This window comes from Nitrosopumilus sp. (genome assembly GCA_029862745.1).
Lineage (GTDB): Archaea > Thermoproteota > Nitrososphaeria > Nitrososphaerales > Nitrosopumilaceae > Nitrosopumilus.
On record JAOTWS010000007.1, the window covers coordinates 58,289 to 75,855 of the forward strand.

Here is a 17,567-nt window from a genome sequence, read left to right on the forward strand (position 1 = left end):
ATGATTTCAGTTTCTCTTATCCAAGTTACCTATGCCCAGACTGAAAGTAATGATAATGATGTTAAGATAGATGAGCAAGTAACTCTGTCTGACGACCTACTTTCTGATCCAATAGCACAAGACCTTCTAAAAAAGATAGAACAGACACGAAAGTTCATTGCTGAATTGGAGCAAAAGGAGTTTGAAGAAAATCAAGCAAAACAAAATCTTGAAGAGAAAAGAATATTATCCTTGAAACACCTCCAGCAGGATTTAGAAGAATGGGAGAGGTTATGGGAGAAGCATTCATCAAAGAATGCATTTGAGAGTTTTGTAAGCAAGAAACCTGAATATGTACGAGGCGTATTCTGGGATCAGTTTGAATTCAAGGAACAAAAGGTCAAAGCAGGACGAGAAGCTCTAAAACAAGTTTTACTAGATGGCGGAAGTCTAAAGGATGCACGAGATGCATACCACAAAGCAGCCACAACAAAAAAGATTGAATTAATTGAAATGAATGCACAATTTAACGTAAAACATAATCTGGCATACTATGGACAACAACAACTATTCAACTCTACAGGGCAGTTCCACCCTTCACCTGCAGCTGAGACAAGTATTGCACAGTACTATACTGATTACAGACTAGATCCAACATACTTGTTGGCAAATCCAGATGATGAATATTCAGCTAATTATGGATCAAATACAAGTCTCGATATGCAATGTAGATCAGATTATGTAGTTGTACACAGAACAAATCAAAACGATTACGTTTGCATCCAAGAGTCCACTGCAGAAATATGGGAACGACATGAAATGGGTAAAATTGTAGACAAGGAAGAAAAAATATCAGTTGATGAAAATTCTATGGTACAAAATGTAGCTACTAACCCCGGTACTCAATGTCGTGAAGGATACACTGTGTTGTATCACATAACAGAATCAAATTATCAGTGTGTTTCAGAATCCACTGCAGAAAAATGGCTAAGTGCTGGAACAGGCGAGGTCCATGATCTACTACAATACATCTCAGGAAAAGATCAATACAAGATAATATTGGATGAGGTCTATGAGATTAATCAGGAAATATCAAACATTGATGAAGAATATGACCTCAAGCTAGTCCAATTAGAAACCAAATATGATGATATCCTAAAAGATGTCGAAAAATCTGCAAAACAGGTAGAGAAAGATCTGCTAAGTGAATTTCATGCAAGTCAAACTATGACCAAAGATGATCTAGGCAAAAAAATAATTGTCGTGAGAGACAATCTTGAACTAGAAAAAAAGAGTATAATTCAAGATAAATCAAATGCAATCATATCTCTTGAATCAGAGCTAAAAGATATGATGCTTGACATTGCAAAAAAATACGAGAATGATTCAGACATTGAAGTAATCTGGAGTACTGTAAAGTCAACCTATGAGGCAGTTCCAAGAAGATAATCTTGAAATTCAAACAGATTTTAAGAAATAAAAAAGAATAATTATTCTAGAACTGATTTAATGAAAAATAATTTTGGTTCTTAAGACGAAAAACTACCAGCAGCATCTTGGTGAGATCCTTTGAAGATTAGTACGATATTTGATTAGAGTATACTGACACAATTCTAACATTAAAACAAAATAACATGTCAATTTACTTTATGCTATATTCCTGTATAAAAGATAGATACAACAATGCTTGTCTAGATCTTTTTTTATTTTTATTTCAAATAGTTTATAATTGTACATTTGATCTTTTCATATCATTCACTGATGATTTGACTGGATAAATTATTCTTGAACCTTTTCTACAAACTTTGTAATTATCCCAGCACGAATCAACAAATGCTAAACTGAGAGGAAGTACGTACATCATCATGGATATTTATTGATGGCAACAAATAATTCTTTTCGCCTTCTTTTTAATTTAGTTTATAACATTTGCTATTAAATCATAATTTAATCAAACCTTATCTTTTGAATATATCATTGTACTATAATGAAAACAAACCAGACAATATTTCTTAGTGCAATAATTGCAATAGCGGTTCTGGCATCAGTGAATGTACTGAATACGAGCAATGAAGCAGTAGCACAAGTAACAGAAAATAATCTTCAAGAGAGAACAATCTCTGTTACAGGTATGGCTAATACCTTAGTAGAACCTGATTTGCTAGTAATCACATTTGGAATGGAAACACAAGAAAAGACTGCAAAAGAGGCACTCGATACAAACTCTAATGCAATGAATGACGTGATAACTGCAATCAAGACCACAGGAATTGTAGAAGATGAGATTAGTACTTCTCAGTTTAGCATATATCCAATCTATGATGGATTTGAGGATCCATTAACTAAAAGATGGACACAAGAACTCAGAGGATACCAGGTCACAAACACCATATCTGTAAAAACCACTAGTTTGAATTTGGCAGCTGAAATCATTGATAATGCAGTAACTGCAGGTGCAAATAGAGTAGATAATGTATACTTTACAATCTCTCCGGACAGACAGACAATGCTAAAGGATGATTTGATTGGACGAGCCATAGAGAATGCAAAAGAAAAAGCTGAAAAAGCACTCTCTCCACTTGATTATACAACTATTGGAGTCAAGGCAGTATCTTTATCTGACTTTGCAATACCTCAACCCATGCCAATGTATGACATGGCATTTGAAAGTATGGCAGTAAAATCAGCACCAACACCAATATTCTCATCCGATCAAGAAATCAATACCAGCGCAAATGTGGTATTTCTAATTGGGAGTAAATAGCCCAATCTTTTTTTCCTTTTAAATAAATTACAACTATACATTTGTGAAAAATATCAATACCTATCTTCCTTTGTTTATGATAATTGCAATAATTGGAGTATAGTACAATGTCATAATGTTGATTCACTTTATTTTTTGTTATATTTTTCTTTTATAGGATGATGATCTTTTGATTCCCGATCTGTTAGGACTCTGAATGGTTGCGTTCAAAATCCACCGAGACTTTGTTTTGTTAATTTTTTTTAATAATATATAGAAAATTCTTAAGAGATTGATTCATCAAAGGTTTCAATATCTGTTTCTAACTCTTTTCCTAAACCTTTCCACCATTGCTTTGTTTGATCTGTCATATCTTCTCTAATTATTTGCGTAAAATTGTCCTTTATAGATCTGTCGATTGATTAATAATTAATCATTTCATAACATATTCTAAAATAATTTTACTTCTCTTGTTTCCTTTTCATTTTTCTGTATATGATTATCAAAAGTGTACCTCCTGCACATCCCCAAAATAATTCTGATGTGCCGTTTCTTATTCCATATGATTCAAATAAACCTACAAAGGCTAACGACATTACTGCAACAAGAACTAATCCTACAATTTCAAGTATCTTTACCATGATCTTCTGTTGCAATCATGTACTATCAAAAAGATATATGGTTTTGTAAATTAGTTCATTTGTGGATAAATATCTTTTAGTGATCTTGATCTTTATGGTTGTGACCATTCCTATAGCATTTGTTGAACCTTCTACGGGTCAATTCAGAGATCCACCGCTTATTCCACTATTTTATGCAGCTATAGGTGGAATTATAATTATTCTGGTTTATAGCTCTTACAAAGATAAAAAAGACCGCCAAAAGGCTAACGCTAAAAGGAGATCTAGAAAATAGATTTTAAAGCTCTAACCCAAATGATTCAGCAATACTTGAAAAATTCATGTATGAATCTAAATACTGTCTACCTTTAGGAGTTATTACAAAAGTGTTCTTTCCATCAAATTCGATTTTATTAATTAAACCTGCACCGGTTAAATTCTCTAAAAATTTAGATAATCTTGAATGTGATAAATTTGCCTTGGTGAGAAGAGATGTTGTTTTAATGCCTTCTTGACCCGATTGTTGAGTGGCAGTTAGTAAATCCGCAACAATTTGCATACTAGTTCTATAGGAAGTCATATTCTACTTATTCTCAAACTCAGATATAAGGGTATTACCATTAATTCAGATCAGATAAATAAGCTTCAAGTTGATTTTCATCCAATGTCATCCCAATCATCTATACCGTGGTTTGATGACTTTGTGGGTGTTGCTTATAGATACTATGATCTTAGAATGAACGTTGTTCCATTATTTACTGACAGAAAAAAATCTACATCCATTTGGCATGATATTATTCACTGGTGGGTAGATCCATCCATTAAAATTAGATTTTTAGAAATGGTTGATAAGTATTGGTTTATCCTTGGTGCTGATTCCCAAAAGCCTGAAACCAATCTATCTTTTTTCAAAGAATTACCAAAATCTGAAAATTATACACGATTTAAGAAGGGTCATGGAGGAGAAGCATATCTAAGATTAGGAGTTTATACAAAAAAAATCCTTAATGATGTAAAAAAGGACGCTCTATGTGATTGTGGGCATGAAGCTCAAGATCACGATGAAGGAGACTGTGATGTATGTCTTTACAACAAATGTGATTGCAAGAAATTTTCTAGTTTTCAAATAAATTTGTTGAAAAAAAAAAAAATTATTACTGACATTAAATTTTTAGAAGAAAAAAATGTAAAAAGTGATCCTTTTGTTTGGAATTGTATTAATATTAACAAGTATTCAAAATCTAAAAAAAACTAATCTAAATGTTTGTTAACTCTAATGTGTTCTCCTGGATAATATTCGTCTAATTTTTTGGAATAACATTTTCCACAAAGTGTTCCTTCTATACCCCATTCGTCCATTGCTCTGAAATGTAATTGGACTTTTTCGCTACAAATTACACATTTGTCTTTTATCCCCAAAGTATCTTTGTTCTTTTTAATCAATATAAAAAACATTCTAGAATACATGTACTTAGAAAAATTATGTTAAATATTACTGGTTTATAGGTAACTTAGGTAGAGTCTGATCAATGTAAACCTCCTGCAAGATTTTTACTTGGTTGGATCTCTACCCTCCTAATTAAAATAAACTGTTTGCCAATTTTTTTAATGCCGCAATTTCCTCCTCTTCCTGCCTGATCTTCTTATCGATCACGCGAAGCATTGTGTCATTCCAAACATGCTGAGAGAAAAAATTATGTTTGGTATTTGCTAATTCAATTTCATCATCTACTACTGTATCTTCAAGAAATTTGGTTACTATTACATCCGTAATTTTTAAAATTCTTGAATTAAGTTTAAAACTACGAAAAATAGGTTCCAATTTTCTTATATCTTCTTTAAAGTCTCCTTTTGATTCAATGATTTTTTTATGTAGTATTCTAAAGTACACTGCAACAAAAAATAAAGTTGCATATCTTTTTGTTTTATGACCTCCTTGTTTTCCATATCTCAATGATTTTTTTGCAAATTCTTTAACAAGATATGGATAGAGTAAAATTCTATAATCATCTTTTAAATTATCATTAAAAATATCATCATACTTACTTCCTCTTGGGAGAAATTGGGCCGGTGAACTATATGCTTCAGTTGGTCTTTGTTCTATTCCTGCAACCAATGATTGAATTGCATCTTTGGCAACAATTACTTTCTTATGATTATCTGGAAGATAATTATTATATGTTGAATCTCCCTCGTATTCACATTGCTTTGATTTTGTTTTTGTATCAAAAGAACCTGCTTGAATTTCATAAAAGTAACCACAATTTTTCAATTGTGATTTAATTGATTTGTGGAAATCCATTAATGAAACGAGATCTTTTCCTCTTACTGAGTTTTGAGAATTTCTATATTTTGTAATGTTATTTTGTTCTTGTTCATCATCCGCTTTGATAATTGTAACTGTCATAGAACCCTCCATGTTTTTTGTTCTCTTTGAATGATCTAAAATTGAATTTGATGTTTGCGCACCATTAACAATTTGAGGAGCATAAAGATCTATAATATTTTCTCCTAATTCTGTAAAATCACTAACTACAATCGTGATCCCATTATTATAAAAAAAGAATTTATCTGGATTGCTTTGAAGTGTTTCACGCAATCCTTTGTTAACTGTAGTCTTGAATTGCATCCACTGTCTGATATTTGATTCAAACACATAATCTCTATTTCTACTAACAAATTCAGTCAGTTCTCTTAACTTTAAAATACCTAATACTGTATTTTCATGTCTGAGCATTTTCTCTAATTTAATTGATGATTTTTTACCCGCCGCAGGTTTTTTTATGCGATCCCATAGTTTTTGAATTATTACGCTTTCATCAGTAATCTCAACTAATTCATCTTCATATTCGACTTTTTGATCTGTAACATAACAGCATTTTATCTTTAGATTTTTTTCTTTAATTTTTGTTACAAGTTGAGCTAATTCTGGTCTCATTCTTGTTACGTCTTTTGCAAGTAATCGTTTAGTATCTTCTTTGAATTTTGCAATTGCTTCTAGTGAGTGTGATGTCCCATATTTTGCTTGAAATAATCTAATTGTATTATCTGAAAAATCTACTGGGAGATAGGCATCAATTCCAAGATCATTTGCTCCGTCAACAATAGCATCAGCTGCATCATCTTCTGTTGCCTCAAAGACTCTGGTAAGAATCCATTGAAGAAAATTATTACCTTTTTCGACCTCACTTTTAGAATTTTCTGCATATTCATGAATACTTCCTCTTATATTTTCTGCAAAACCTTCTAGAGGTATACTAGAATTTTTTTGTACCAAAAGCGTATGAGAACCTGGTATGTATTCTAACAATCCATTTCTATTTTGAGCCAACCTGTTTTTCTAATATGTTATATATTTAGAGAATTAGGTAATTATGTAATTACCATTGCTTCTTGTAACTTTTTTAATAATGCTTATCCCTAAGATACCGCGTCGCAAGGGTTCCCATCTTAAGATATGCTAATAAGATGGCTAAAAGGTATAGGTCATTTTGTAATCTCAAAAGATGTTTATTAAAAAGGAATAAAGTAAGAATCTTAAATTAATTACATATATGTTTCCAAAATATCCTGACTTTCATTTTGAAGTATCGTGTTAACCTTGTTAATTATTTTTGAAATAGAGTACTACGTAAATTCAAAAAATAATATGATCTTACAACTAAAACATCAAAAAGTATGAGAATTGTATTCCATTTTAGTGTTGGTACATCACAAAGTACATACAACATAGAATCAATATTCCAGATAAAATTATTCAAAAATTAGGCTGGAATGATGAGGATCAAATAATTCTGAATGTAAATACAAAGAAGAAAATAATAGTTTTGGAACTTAAGACCAAAAACCAGCGCTAGTACTCTGGTGACAGTTCCACATCGCTTCGTTATGTTAAAAATAAAACAATAGTATTTAGTTCATACTGATGATTCATCAGTTTATCTTTTATGCAAATTTTACAATAATATATTTAAAATTCATACGGAAGAGTCATTTACCGTTTAACCAAACCATCACACCCTATGGATTAGATAATTTGACTAATCCTGATTTTCATAAAGTAGAATAAGAATATACTTTTTTTATTGATAAATTGCAGAATTTAAAGCAGATCTGACATTTGATCTATGTCACTAACAACAATTTGAGGTCTAATCCGATTATACATTTGTAATTTGCCAGAAACAAATGTTTCTAAAATTCCTCAAGGTGTTTCATATGAAGATGCAGCAGCAGCTTCTATGACCATTCTTACTTCATGGCATATGTTGGTTGGAAGAGCAAAAATCACACCAGGGCAAACCGTCTTAATTATGGGTGGCGGTTCAGGTGTTGGTAGTTTTGGTATTCAGATTGCTAAATTATACAATTGTACAGTCATAGCAACTGCAAGTCCAGACAAACTAGAAAAATGTAAGGACCTTGGTGCAGACTATGCAGTAGATCATAGAAAGGAAGATTGGTCAAAGGAAGTTTTTAGAATTACTAAAGATATTGCTGCTAAAACTGGAAGAAGACCAGGTATTGATTTAGCATTTGATCATATCGGTGAAACTCATTTTAACCAACAATTATCTCTGTTAAATTACGGCGGAACCCTAGTCACATGTGGTGCAACTACAGGATATTTCCCAAAAATTGACATTCGTCAGATTTTCTTTAAGGGAATTAACGTTCTTGGTTCCACTCAAGGGACAAAAGCAGAGATGGATGAAGGACTCGCATGGATGGCTAAGGGTAAGATTAAAGCCCAGATAGACTCAGTTTATACGTTTTCACAAGCAGCTGAAGCTCATACAAAGATGCTAAAAGGGAACTTTTTTGGCAAAATCATAATGAAACCAGATTAATGAAGTATAATTAAAAACATATGTGCAATACTCATGAATTCTTTGTAAGTATACTGTACAAAGTTTTATCTCTAATTTAACACTTAAACTAACATGTCAGAGGAATTTTTAGATGTATTTCTCAGAGGAGATGAACTTATAGTTGCAATTGGTTTTGTGATTGCAATTATTGGCGGATTTTTAATTGGCGTTGAAAGAGAGAATAGAGGAAAGTCCGCAGGAATTAGCACGCATATACTAGTAATAGCAGGTTCTATGATATTCACATATCTTTCAGCTAACGTGGATCCTAACTCCACATCAAGAATAGCAGCATATGTTGTTGCAGGGATTGGTTTTCTTGGAGGAGGAATGATAATAAAAGGAGATGCAAAGAAGATTTTCAATCTTACTACTGCTGCAAGTATTTGGGTTTCTGCAGCCATAGGTATGGCGCTAGGCTTTGAATATTACTTTCTTGCAATATTGGGAATTGCTCTAAATATTTTTGGTCCAAGAATACCAAATATCACAAAAAAATATACAATAAATGCCAAACAAAATGACCAAGATGATGATAAGTGAAAAGATCATAACTGTAATATGATTTTTTGAATTATTTTTAGCGAACATATTAAATTCAAAAATACCTGCACTTAATGTCTTAAAACCGCACCAATTTTGATTTTTTCAAAAGTAGTGTTTCAAACCATCTATATCATACCATTGTGTTTGGATATAATATGGCTAGACTTTTTAAAAAATCAGGACGAAAACCAGGGCAGGCACCAGGTAGCATAATTCACATTGGTGAAATAAATAATGTTTCCAAAATACAAGTTATTAATTTCGATAAAGAAGATCTATATGAAAACGAAATTAAAAAAGTTGAAGAATGCTTTCCATTTTTTGAAAAGTCTAATGTAAGTTGGATTGATATTGTAGGCTTGCATCAGATAGACGTTATTGAGAAAATTGGAAAACAGTTGAAAATACATCCACTGGTTTTAGAAGATATTGCTAATACCTATCAGCATCCCAAAGTGGAAGACTATGAGAATTATTTTTTCATTGTCATGAAAATGTTTAGATTCGATCAAATAGAAAGAGAACTCAAGACTGAACACATTAGCGTTTTATGTGGTTCAAACTTTGTTATTTCTTTTTTTGATAAAGAAAGTGATGTCTTTGAGCCTATTCGAATAAGAATTAGAGAAGGAAGGAAAACATTACGAGAAAGTAACTCAGACTATCTCATGTATGCCTTGCTGGATGCAGTTGTTGACAATTACTTTATGGTACTAGAAAATATAGGTGAAAATATAGAACATTTAGAAAAAAATATTTTACAAAATCCAAAGTCCTCCAATCTCACATCATTACATAAACTTCAAGATGACATATTGATAATTCAAAAATCAATCCTACCTTTAAGAAGATTAATCCCAACTATTGAACATAGCACTTCACCGTTAATTTCCAAAACAACAAGAATTTATCTAAAAGATGTAAATGATCATCTTACTCAGATAGGAGATACAATTGATGCAACAAATAACAAATTTTCTGCAATGAATAACCTTTACCTTTCAGTACTGGGCCAAAAAACAAACCAAGCGATGAAAATTTTGTCCTTGATTGCTACTATTTTTATTCCAATGACTTTCCTAGCAGGTGTTTATGGGATGAATTTCCAGTTTATGCCTGAATTATCTTCACCAATAGCTTATCCAATTGTGTTGGCAAGTATGACCGGAATTGGTCTTTCAATGATAGCATATTTTAAAAAAAAGAAATTATGGTAAACTAAGTAGTTTCAAGGAATTTGATTTCTAATTATTTTCATAATTAGTATGAATTTATAAAAATAATTTGACATTCAAACTATGCCAAATCTGAATCTGAACATGTGTCACAAATACTAAAGGAGCATTTCCAGTAAGATTTACCGCACTCTCTTGTGGAATTGCTGTCAAAATGATTAACCATGTAATGAATTTTATACAAAAAGGATGTTATAATTATGTAATAACCCAATTTTGGATGTGATATGTTTTGTTAAAAAAAATAACTATTTTAGGAATTACTGTAACTGCAATTCTGTTGATCATATCTTTATCAACTTTTGATCCCTCTTCTGAAGAAAATAATGATGAATTGGAATTAATTGTTAAAGGTGATGTTGTAATGCCCTCAAAAGTTTCTCGTCCTGGATGTGAAAAAATGGACAGATGTTATATTCCCTCTATAATTACAATTGAATCTGGAAAAGAAGTTACTTGGGTTAATGAGGATTCTGCATTTCATAGTGTAACCTCAGGCTTTTACGATACGCCATCTGATCTATTTGATAGTGGTTACCTAGATCCATCTGAATCATTCACATTCACTTTTAATGAGCCAGGCAGATATGATTATTTTTGTACTCTTCATCCTTGGATGTATGGACAAGTAATAGTAGAATAAGGTACCCGAGGGAGTCGAACCCCCTTGTATAAGCTTTGCAGGCTCACGCATAACCGTTCTGCCAGAGTACCGTTTTAAAAAACCCAAAATGAACAATTAAACTCTTTAGATCAAACGCACTAGTCTAATTAAAAACAATACATCCATACAGAATCAATATTCCTAATAAAATTATTCAAAAACTAGGTCATATTCTGGAAGATCATATTGGTTTGAATGCAAATCCAAGAGCAAAATAATGGTTTTGGAACTTAAGACGGACAACGCTTGATGGTATATGAAGAATGTTTATCGCTTGTTGTTAGGTGAAAGCTACATCCACAGCCATTTTATCACATTAGTATTTAGATCATACTGTTGATTCATCAGTTTATCTTTTATGCAAACTTTACAATAATATATTTAAAATTCATACGGAAGAGTCACTTACCGTTTGAGCGAACCAGCACGTCCATGGGTTGGGCAATTTGGCCCAACTCTTATCTACTAAAATCTTTATACGATTCACCATTAATTTGTACGTAGAATTTCTTCTTGAATGTTAAATACAAACTTTACAATATCATGTTATTGGAAACCGTAACTGTTTGGAAGTGTTATAGATGTGACATGATATTCACAAAGGAGTTATCATCTATTTTTCATAAAGATATATCCAAGCATCACATACAAGAGATAAAAACTACATTGTTTGTCTAATTCATTCTATTAAAGAAATCAAGATAGTCTTTTGTGAAAAAACAGAATTCTATCTTTACCATTTTTTGTGATTGTCATAACTACAATAGGTTTAACATTTTTTGTTATTATTTCAACCCTTATCTTATGACTTCGTCATCGTCCAACAAACAATTTCTGATCAGAGAAATAATATGTGGTAATTGGGAAAGAATTTTGATGTAGGTAACTCTTACGCTTACAAGATCTGTGATCCTCATTCCATATAGAATAATTAACCAAGAGTTATCATCACTATTTTACGAAAAATATGTAGCATAATTACAGTTTATACTATACTATAACTCTGATTTTTATTAATCTCATAATCTCTGATGATTCGAAATGTTTTGATACTTATAATGAAATTTTACATAAAATTAACAAATAAGAATGGAAAAAATTCATCATTTTATGCCTAAATCTAATACATATTTATGAAAAAGTGATATTGTAATAATTCAATGTATGATTCTCTAATACAATCAATTCAGAATTTACAAAAAAGTAAATATGGTAAAGGTAACAAGCGTAAATTAACATCAATTCAAAGTGCATTAAAACTAGCAAATCCATTATTTGTTTCAACTGTCAATTCAGACGATACAAAAAATAAATTAATTAATTTTAGAAATATAGAACAAACAGAACAGGTTCCAAGAATTTTAGATATTTTTGCAAATATCTTTGAAATTCAATGTCTTGAAAAAAATGGAGCGTCTGCAAAAAATTACTCATTGTTTTCTGTAACACTTCTTAAAATTATAAAAACTCTTAATGCAGACAAAAAACGAGGTTTATTATCTGCGCATAGTATTAACATTCTAAATAATATGTTTATGAAACATCCTGTAGAATATAAAAAAATTGAAACCAGGGATCCATTAAAATTTGTATTTATAATAATTGAACTTGCTATAGATGCAGAACGAAACCTTTCAAATCATTATGAATTTGATGTAATATTACTACGCCAGATCATGCCATTAATGCAAAGATATTATATGAAATATGATAATGCAATTTTAAAGATAAACGATGAGTTTACCAAAATATCAAAATTTAGATTAACGGTATCTATTGGAGAAAGACACAAAGAAATCGTGAAGATATTTTTACAGTACGGCATGTCTAATCTCCCAATTAGAGACAAAATATCTAGAGCAAAAAATATCATGGAGAAAATAATTCAGGAAAATAATGACTCTATTGTATTGGAATACTATAATCTATTGAAACTTTGTTTTGATGATAAAGAATTACGTCCACATCTGGTAACAATTGCAAAAACAAGGAATCGCCCAGATAGAAGATTTACAAACACCATATTAGATGAAGTATCAAAACTTTAATTTTTACCTATGTCTACATACATTTCTATCCTATTGTGGTATTCTTCACTGATCTTGTAATACTTTAAATGTATTAGAACATCTTGTGAGAATCTTTCGATTATATTTTGTGTGAGACTTTTTGTTGTACATTAACAAACAAACAGGCTTTTTCTACTCTTTTTAGACAAATCAAAAATTATTATTCAATAATTTTCCTGCCATCAACATTACTACAAACTTATCTACTCCTACTTTGTACCCTTTGAGTCTTTATTCTTGTTTTTAGCAATCTTCTTACTGATTATAGTCACTATAGTAGTTGCTAAATGTTCTTGGTGTGAACATTGACTATCTATGTGTCATATCTAGATCTATGTTTATCGATAACCCCCACACTTTATTGTGTAGTTGATACAGATGGTGTAGTAACAGTTGCATCATCAATCAGCATCTGTATTTTTACCTGAAAATATAGGGACAATATTTGCAGATCTTGTGTGTGCCTTATTTGTGGTGGTGGGAGTTGAAATTAATTTGGTTGGATTAATGATTACTCTAAGGTATAGAATCATTTCGAATCCTGTACAAAAGCATACTTCACTACATAATCTTAATACTGACTTTTCTTTTCATCCGAAAAGAGATGTTGACAAGTAACTAAAAACTCATGAAATAAATCTTGTTTTGATACACACAACTTCTTAGGAGCCACAGTATGTGTTAACTCCAAGAAAGTGGCAGGAGGTAATCAAAATATTAAAGATTTGAAATATAGGTATTAACAACTGTAGAAAATAACAACATTTGTTTGATAATGGATTGTTTTGCACTCTAACTATAAAAAAAGAAAAAATAAAGAAAATTTTCTAAAACTCTATGGTTGATCCTGCTGAGATAGAATATTTCTGACTCTGCTCTTCTCCATGAACATCATACCATGAGACGTTAAGGTTTACCTTGTTTCTCATTGCTGATTCTACTTTGATACAGCTTGCATGTTTTAGCCTGTCCTGGATTGGTTTTTCTTGTACTGTTGTTACTTCTTGTCCTGATTGTTTTTTCATACTGTATGTTAAGTAATATGGATTTAGCATCAAGAGTGAAAATTAATTTTTAATCGCTTGAAGTGTTTTGACAAAAATAAGACATCTCCTATAATGTCTTTTTTATAAGTAAAAAATGAATTAATTTTCGATCATTTTATAATATTTTTTAAAATTTTTGATGAAATGGTTTACAATGGAATAATTCAATATAGAAGGCAAAAAAGCCTGGAATGTATGGAAGATATTAGGTAGGATAGAAGAGCTGTTCTTAATATGATATTTTTATTCATTGGGAAGGAAACATTGCTCATATTATGTATATGCTATAACCACAAACCCAAAGGCACACAAAAGTGGTACAGACTAATGATGTTACATCAAGTGAAAACATCTAAATTTTCAAAATTATATAACTTGGTTTTACCTTTTAATCTCCACAAATACAAATTTTTAAAGGTTCTATTGTTTACATAATGTCTAATCTAACTTTTTTAACCTTGGTCAAATAATTACATTTATGGCTCAAAAGTTTCTCCAGTTGCTTACCATCTTTCTGATGCTTTCATTTTTTATTGGCATTGGATTCTCAGAGTTGTCATTTGGAGATAATGATTTAGAATCTCCTAGAAAACAACTGGAAAACGAGATAGACCCAAAAGAAGTACAGTGTAAACCACGTCACATGTTGGTTCTTTTACAATCTGACAAACTAGCATGCGTGAGTAAAACTACTTTCCTAAAATTAGAAGAACGTGGATATATAAAATCAGTTATCAAAGAATTTGTACATGAATCCACAAAAATCAAAAAAGAATTCATTGCTGCCACAGCAAATGTTAGTTCAGGATCAACAATCAAAGGAGATACTGGAAAAGCATCAACTGCAGAAATAACAAACATTCCTGCCTCTAGGGGCTCTATAGTTAACTTCTATATCACAGATCATGATTTGAACACTAGTCCAAACGGAGTAGACATTGTTGATGTCACCCATCTACTTGAATTTTCAATAAATGGAGTTCCTATCAAGGGTCCACAAAAGATGACTGAAACCGGATCTGATACTGGCCAGTTTTATGTAAAATTACATCTTCCAGATTCCATAAATGAAAAATCATTAAGTCAAGACGATATAGTCGAAATAAAATATCTTGACGAGTCTGATGCTGGAGGGGATCCACTAGTAATCTCAACATCATTACCATTATCACATACATATGCTCAGATGCAGACTTCTAGCGGAGGTAAGACCCGAATCGGACATGAGTTTACTGTGAGAATCTATGAACCTGACGCAAATCTTGACTCAAGGGATGTAGACAGGATTCCGTTAAGCAAAATAGAGTACAGAGGAGAGGGTGGAATAAGAACAACTCTAAATAATTCTGCATTTGATGCAAATTCATCTTTTCTTAGAGAGACAGGTGATAACACCGGAATATTCGAGGTAATAATAAAAATTCCACGAACCATTGATGGAGATATTGTTGACATTGGTGACTGGTATGAGCTCAGATATATTGACACATCTACTCCATCTAACTCATCAGAAGAAATCAAACTACGAGGAAAGATAGGACTCTAATTGCACCTTTTGTATTTTTTTTATGAGTCAATAATTTTCAAATGAATTGATCATATTTTTCAATACTTGGAATTAATTTCATTTTTTTTAAATACAAAGAAATGCTTAACCTACTTCCTCTTTTGGGATTGTTATCTGGTGTTATGATCCTATTTTTTGTTTCACCTGTGTGGGCTGAGAGTGGTGGCATGAAACTTTCTATAAGTAGTCTATCTGAATTTGAACTTGGACATCATCCTTTTGTTAATGGCATTGTGACCGATTCTGATGGCAAACCAATACCTGATGTCAAGATTCAAGTAAACTTTCCATCCAGTGTGGGAATTACAACTACTGATTCTGCAGGAGAATTCTCAATAACGTCAAGTATTCCTGCATATCTAGGAGAGCACACAATTACTGTCTTTGCAACAAATGATTCACTACACCTGAAAGGACAAGTCAAATATCAGGTAATCACATCACCTAAGATTTTAGACAAGAGTGTAAATCTTGAAGGAGAAGGTCTCAAGACAAGCAATTACAACAACAGCAAGTATGATCTCCAATTACGGACAATTCTTAAGGACATTGAGAAACAAAAAATAGAGACCATAAAGAAAGAGATCGTTTCTGAAAAGACACAAGCCATATCAGAACAAAGGTTACAAACATATTCAAAATTGGAAGATGAATTAAAATCTCTTGAAGAGAAAAATGAAGCTCATACTCCAAGAAATGCTTTTTTGAGATTCTTAGCAGACATTGACTATTCTGTAAAGAATATTTTCTGGCATCAATTCTTATTCACTGAGGAAAAGACAGATAATGCACGTAAAGCCAAGGAATACGCAATTGTGGAAGGTAAGTCTTCAGTAGACGCAACAAAAATTTTCCAGCAAGAGGCAGCAGTTACCCAAAATGAACTAATCGAATACAACAATGAATTAAACATAAAGTATGGAAATACAACAAACAGTATTCAAGAGCAGTTTAATGAAAACGGTAAGATTCCAAGAGAGAAATGATGTGAAATTTAATACAAAACAAACTATTAACAACTAATATTAGAAAAATATCTTTGCTATAATGACTATAAAGTTATAACATTATTTTTTCTAAACTTTGGCTCAAAACAAGTGTTTAATTAGATATCTACATCTAATTAAATTCTTTAGATTAGAATTTGTTAAACGGCTTTGAAGCCAATTTAACATCTTCCCCTTTTACCGTTTTTCTACCTGCATGAGAAGCCATATCAACCGCACTTTTTGCAACGCCATTTGCAATCTCTTCAATAATTCTTCGTAATTCATCTGCTGACTCGTCACTAACTCTCTCTGCACCTGCCTTTTTCAAAATTCTATACATTGCAGATAACCCCAATTCCGATGATCTCATGGATCTTATTTTATTTTTTTCCGAAAAAAGATAATGAGTGAAAAAATATCACCAAGAAATCGATTTATACAGACTATTTTAAGAATTGATAAAGAGATGACTTGGTATTATGATTCACATATACATTTGTCTGATCATGCATATTGTTCTGACATGGAGTTTATCTTAAAGGAAATGGAATATCTCAAAATTAAGGCATGTTGTGTATCGATGGATAATAAAAATTCTATAGAAACCTTAGAACTGTCTAAAAAAAGTAATCTAATTTTACCCTTCATAGGAATACATCCTGAATGTGCAAATGATGAACTTGAACATATGGTTACCCTGATTGAAAACAACCATTCACATCTTTCTGGAATCGGGGAAATTGGATTAGATCCAACATATGTACATAATGACAAAGGTACTAAAAGACAAATTCATGTATTTGAAACATTATTATCATTAGCTGATAAATTTAACAAACCCATTTCTATTCATTCAAGAAAAAGTCTTGATAATATTTTTGAAATTATGACTTCATATAACATTAAACATGCTTCACTTCATTGGTTTGATGGAAGTAAAAAACAACTCAAAAAAGCCATGGATATGGAGTTTTTTGTCTCCTATGGACCTGTAATGATTTACGCAAATGATAAACAAACATTACTTGCCAATACAGATGAATCAAAAATCCTTGTTGAAACTGATGGACCTGTAAGGTTTTCTAGGTGTTTTGAAATGAAGTCTGGACAAATCAGTTTTATTCCAAGTGTTATTTTTTGTGCATCAAAAATACTGGAAAAATCTTTTGATGACATGACTTCGTTATTGGAAATGAATTCAAACTCATTTCTTGGAATATAAGTATAAAATACCCTAC

General features: G+C 31.5%; 18 protein-coding genes and 1 pseudogene. 12 read left to right on the forward strand and 7 right to left on the reverse strand.

Annotated elements, in window-relative coordinates; genetic code table 11:
- Positions 1–1,428 (forward strand): hypothetical protein, encoded by a 1,428-nt coding sequence (locus OEM44_08455; protein MDH3516823.1) that lies wholly within the window; start codon positions 1–3, stop codon positions 1,426–1,428.
- Between the two features lie 538 nt (positions 1,429–1,966).
- Positions 1,967–2,743 carry an SIMPL domain-containing protein gene (locus tag OEM44_08460; protein ID MDH3516824.1) on the forward strand — a complete coding sequence of 259 codons (777 nt, stop codon included), beginning with the start codon at positions 1,967–1,969 and terminating at the stop codon, positions 2,741–2,743.
- Between the two features lie 440 nt (positions 2,744–3,183).
- On the opposite strand, the gene OEM44_08465 is transcribed toward OEM44_08460, so the two are convergent.
- Entirely contained in the window at positions 3,184–3,363 is a 180-nt protein-coding gene (locus tag OEM44_08465) for a hypothetical protein (GenBank protein MDH3516825.1), read from the reverse strand.
- Between the two features lie 94 nt (positions 3,364–3,457).
- On the opposite strand from OEM44_08465, the gene OEM44_08470 reads away from it, so the two are divergent.
- On the forward strand, positions 3,458–3,637 hold the full coding sequence (locus tag OEM44_08470) for a hypothetical protein (protein MDH3516826.1): 180 nt from the start codon (positions 3,458–3,460) through the stop codon (positions 3,635–3,637).
- A gap of 3 nt (positions 3,638–3,640) precedes the next feature.
- Here the strand turns inward: OEM44_08470 and OEM44_08475 are convergent, their stop codons facing one another.
- Positions 3,641–3,922, reverse strand: a complete 282-nt coding sequence (locus OEM44_08475) for a winged helix-turn-helix domain-containing protein (protein MDH3516827.1) — start codon at positions 3,920–3,922, stop codon at positions 3,641–3,643.
- 84 nt (positions 3,923–4,006) lie between these two features.
- Between OEM44_08475 and OEM44_08480 the strand changes: the two genes are divergently transcribed.
- Positions 4,007–4,597, forward strand: a complete 591-nt coding sequence (locus OEM44_08480) for a hypothetical protein (GenBank protein MDH3516828.1) — start codon at positions 4,007–4,009, stop codon at positions 4,595–4,597.
- Here the strand turns inward: OEM44_08480 and OEM44_08485 are convergent.
- Positions 4,594–4,785, reverse strand: a complete 192-nt coding sequence (locus OEM44_08485) for a hypothetical protein (GenBank protein ID MDH3516829.1) — start codon at positions 4,783–4,785, stop codon at positions 4,594–4,596. The genes OEM44_08480 and OEM44_08485 overlap by 4 nt on opposite strands.
- 136 nt (positions 4,786–4,921) lie before the next feature.
- Entirely contained in the window at positions 4,922–6,673 is a 1,752-nt protein-coding gene (locus OEM44_08490; protein ID MDH3516830.1) for an AIPR family protein, read from the reverse strand.
- Between the two features lie 841 nt (positions 6,674–7,514).
- On the opposite strand from OEM44_08490, the pseudogene OEM44_08495 reads away from it, so the two are divergent.
- The 5 genes and pseudogenes from OEM44_08495 to OEM44_08515 all read left to right on the forward strand — a co-directional run bounded on the left by OEM44_08495 (position 7,515) and on the right by OEM44_08515 (position 12,706).
- Positions 7,515–8,192: pseudogene (locus OEM44_08495) on the forward strand (zinc-binding dehydrogenase).
- A gap of 93 nt (positions 8,193–8,285) precedes the next feature.
- On the forward strand, positions 8,286–8,756 hold the full coding sequence (locus tag OEM44_08500; GenBank protein MDH3516831.1) for an MgtC/SapB family protein: 471 nt from the start codon (positions 8,286–8,288) through the stop codon (positions 8,754–8,756).
- A gap of 158 nt (positions 8,757–8,914) precedes the next feature.
- Complete coding sequence (gene corA / locus OEM44_08505) at positions 8,915–9,976, forward strand: magnesium/cobalt transporter CorA (GenBank protein MDH3516832.1); 1,062 nt, start codon at positions 8,915–8,917, stop codon at positions 9,974–9,976.
- Between the two features lie 250 nt (positions 9,977–10,226).
- Complete coding sequence (locus OEM44_08510; GenBank protein MDH3516833.1) at positions 10,227–10,637, forward strand: cupredoxin domain-containing protein; 411 nt, start codon at positions 10,227–10,229, stop codon at positions 10,635–10,637.
- A gap of 1,181 nt (positions 10,638–11,818) precedes the next feature.
- Positions 11,819–12,706, forward strand: coding sequence for a hypothetical protein (locus OEM44_08515; GenBank protein ID MDH3516834.1), 888 nt, complete (start codon positions 11,819–11,821; stop codon positions 12,704–12,706).
- A 422-nt stretch (positions 12,707–13,128) separates the two neighbouring features.
- On the opposite strand, the gene OEM44_08520 is transcribed toward OEM44_08515, so the two are convergent.
- Complete coding sequence (locus tag OEM44_08520) at positions 13,129–13,260, reverse strand: hypothetical protein (protein MDH3516835.1); 132 nt, start codon at positions 13,258–13,260, stop codon at positions 13,129–13,131.
- Positions 13,261–13,554: 294 nt separating this feature from the next.
- The gene (locus tag OEM44_08525; GenBank protein MDH3516836.1) at positions 13,555–13,752 is read right to left on the reverse strand and encodes a hypothetical protein; all 198 of its coding nucleotides are present in this window, start codon (positions 13,750–13,752) and stop codon (positions 13,555–13,557) included.
- A gap of 499 nt (positions 13,753–14,251) precedes the next feature.
- Here OEM44_08525 and OEM44_08530 point away from each other — a divergent pair, with 499 nt between their 5' ends.
- Positions 14,252–15,319 (forward strand): hypothetical protein, encoded by a 1,068-nt coding sequence (locus OEM44_08530; GenBank protein ID MDH3516837.1) that lies wholly within the window; start codon positions 14,252–14,254, stop codon positions 15,317–15,319.
- Positions 15,320–15,420: 101 nt separating this feature from the next.
- A complete protein-coding gene (locus OEM44_08535) occupies positions 15,421–16,326 on the forward strand; it encodes a carboxypeptidase-like regulatory domain-containing protein (GenBank protein ID MDH3516838.1) in 906 nt (301 codons plus the stop codon).
- Between the two features lie 151 nt (positions 16,327–16,477).
- On the opposite strand, the gene OEM44_08540 is transcribed toward OEM44_08535, so the two are convergent.
- Positions 16,478–16,699, reverse strand: coding sequence for an NFYB/HAP3 family transcription factor subunit (locus OEM44_08540; protein ID MDH3516839.1), 222 nt, complete (start codon positions 16,697–16,699; stop codon positions 16,478–16,480).
- 96 nt (positions 16,700–16,795) lie between these two features.
- Here OEM44_08540 and OEM44_08545 point away from each other — a divergent pair, with 96 nt between their 5' ends.
- The gene (locus OEM44_08545; protein MDH3516840.1) at positions 16,796–17,551 is read left to right on the forward strand and encodes a TatD family hydrolase; all 756 of its coding nucleotides are present in this window, start codon (positions 16,796–16,798) and stop codon (positions 17,549–17,551) included.
- Positions 17,552–17,567: the final 16 nt, after the last annotated feature.

What these genes read in the sequence shown, in the direction of transcription:
- OEM44_08530 (MDH3516837.1), top strand. Translation starts at nt 14,252, where the DNA reads ATGGCTCAAAAGTTTCTCCAGTTGCTTACCATCTTTCTGATGCTTTCA.
- OEM44_08470 (MDH3516826.1), top strand. Translation starts at nt 3,458, where the DNA reads ATGGTTGTGACCATTCCTATAGCATTTGTTGAACCTTCTACGGGTCAA.
- OEM44_08535 (MDH3516838.1), top strand. Translation starts at nt 15,421, where the DNA reads ATGCTTAACCTACTTCCTCTTTTGGGATTGTTATCTGGTGTTATGATC.
- OEM44_08500 (MDH3516831.1), top strand. Translation starts at nt 8,286, where the DNA reads ATGTCAGAGGAATTTTTAGATGTATTTCTCAGAGGAGATGAACTTATA.
- OEM44_08520 (MDH3516835.1), bottom strand. Translation starts at nt 13,260, where the DNA reads ATGATTCTATACCTTAGAGTAATCATTAATCCAACCAAATTAATTTCA.
- OEM44_08525 (MDH3516836.1), bottom strand. Translation starts at nt 13,752, where the DNA reads ATGAAAAAACAATCAGGACAAGAAGTAACAACAGTACAAGAAAAACCA.
- OEM44_08475 (MDH3516827.1), bottom strand. Translation starts at nt 3,922, where the DNA reads ATGACTTCCTATAGAACTAGTATGCAAATTGTTGCGGATTTACTAACT.
- OEM44_08515 (MDH3516834.1), top strand. Translation starts at nt 11,819, where the DNA reads ATGTATGATTCTCTAATACAATCAATTCAGAATTTACAAAAAAGTAAA.
- OEM44_08460 (MDH3516824.1), top strand. Translation starts at nt 1,967, where the DNA reads ATGAAAACAAACCAGACAATATTTCTTAGTGCAATAATTGCAATAGCG.
- corA (MDH3516832.1), top strand. Translation starts at nt 8,915, where the DNA reads ATGGCTAGACTTTTTAAAAAATCAGGACGAAAACCAGGGCAGGCACCA.
- OEM44_08465 (MDH3516825.1), bottom strand. Translation starts at nt 3,363, where the DNA reads ATGGTAAAGATACTTGAAATTGTAGGATTAGTTCTTGTTGCAGTAATG.
- OEM44_08455 (MDH3516823.1), top strand. Translation starts at nt 1, where the DNA reads ATGATTTCAGTTTCTCTTATCCAAGTTACCTATGCCCAGACTGAAAGT.
- OEM44_08545 (MDH3516840.1), top strand. Translation starts at nt 16,796, where the DNA reads ATGACTTGGTATTATGATTCACATATACATTTGTCTGATCATGCATAT.
- OEM44_08540 (MDH3516839.1), bottom strand. Translation starts at nt 16,699, where the DNA reads ATGAGATCATCGGAATTGGGGTTATCTGCAATGTATAGAATTTTGAAA.
- OEM44_08480 (MDH3516828.1), top strand. Translation starts at nt 4,007, where the DNA reads ATGTCATCCCAATCATCTATACCGTGGTTTGATGACTTTGTGGGTGTT.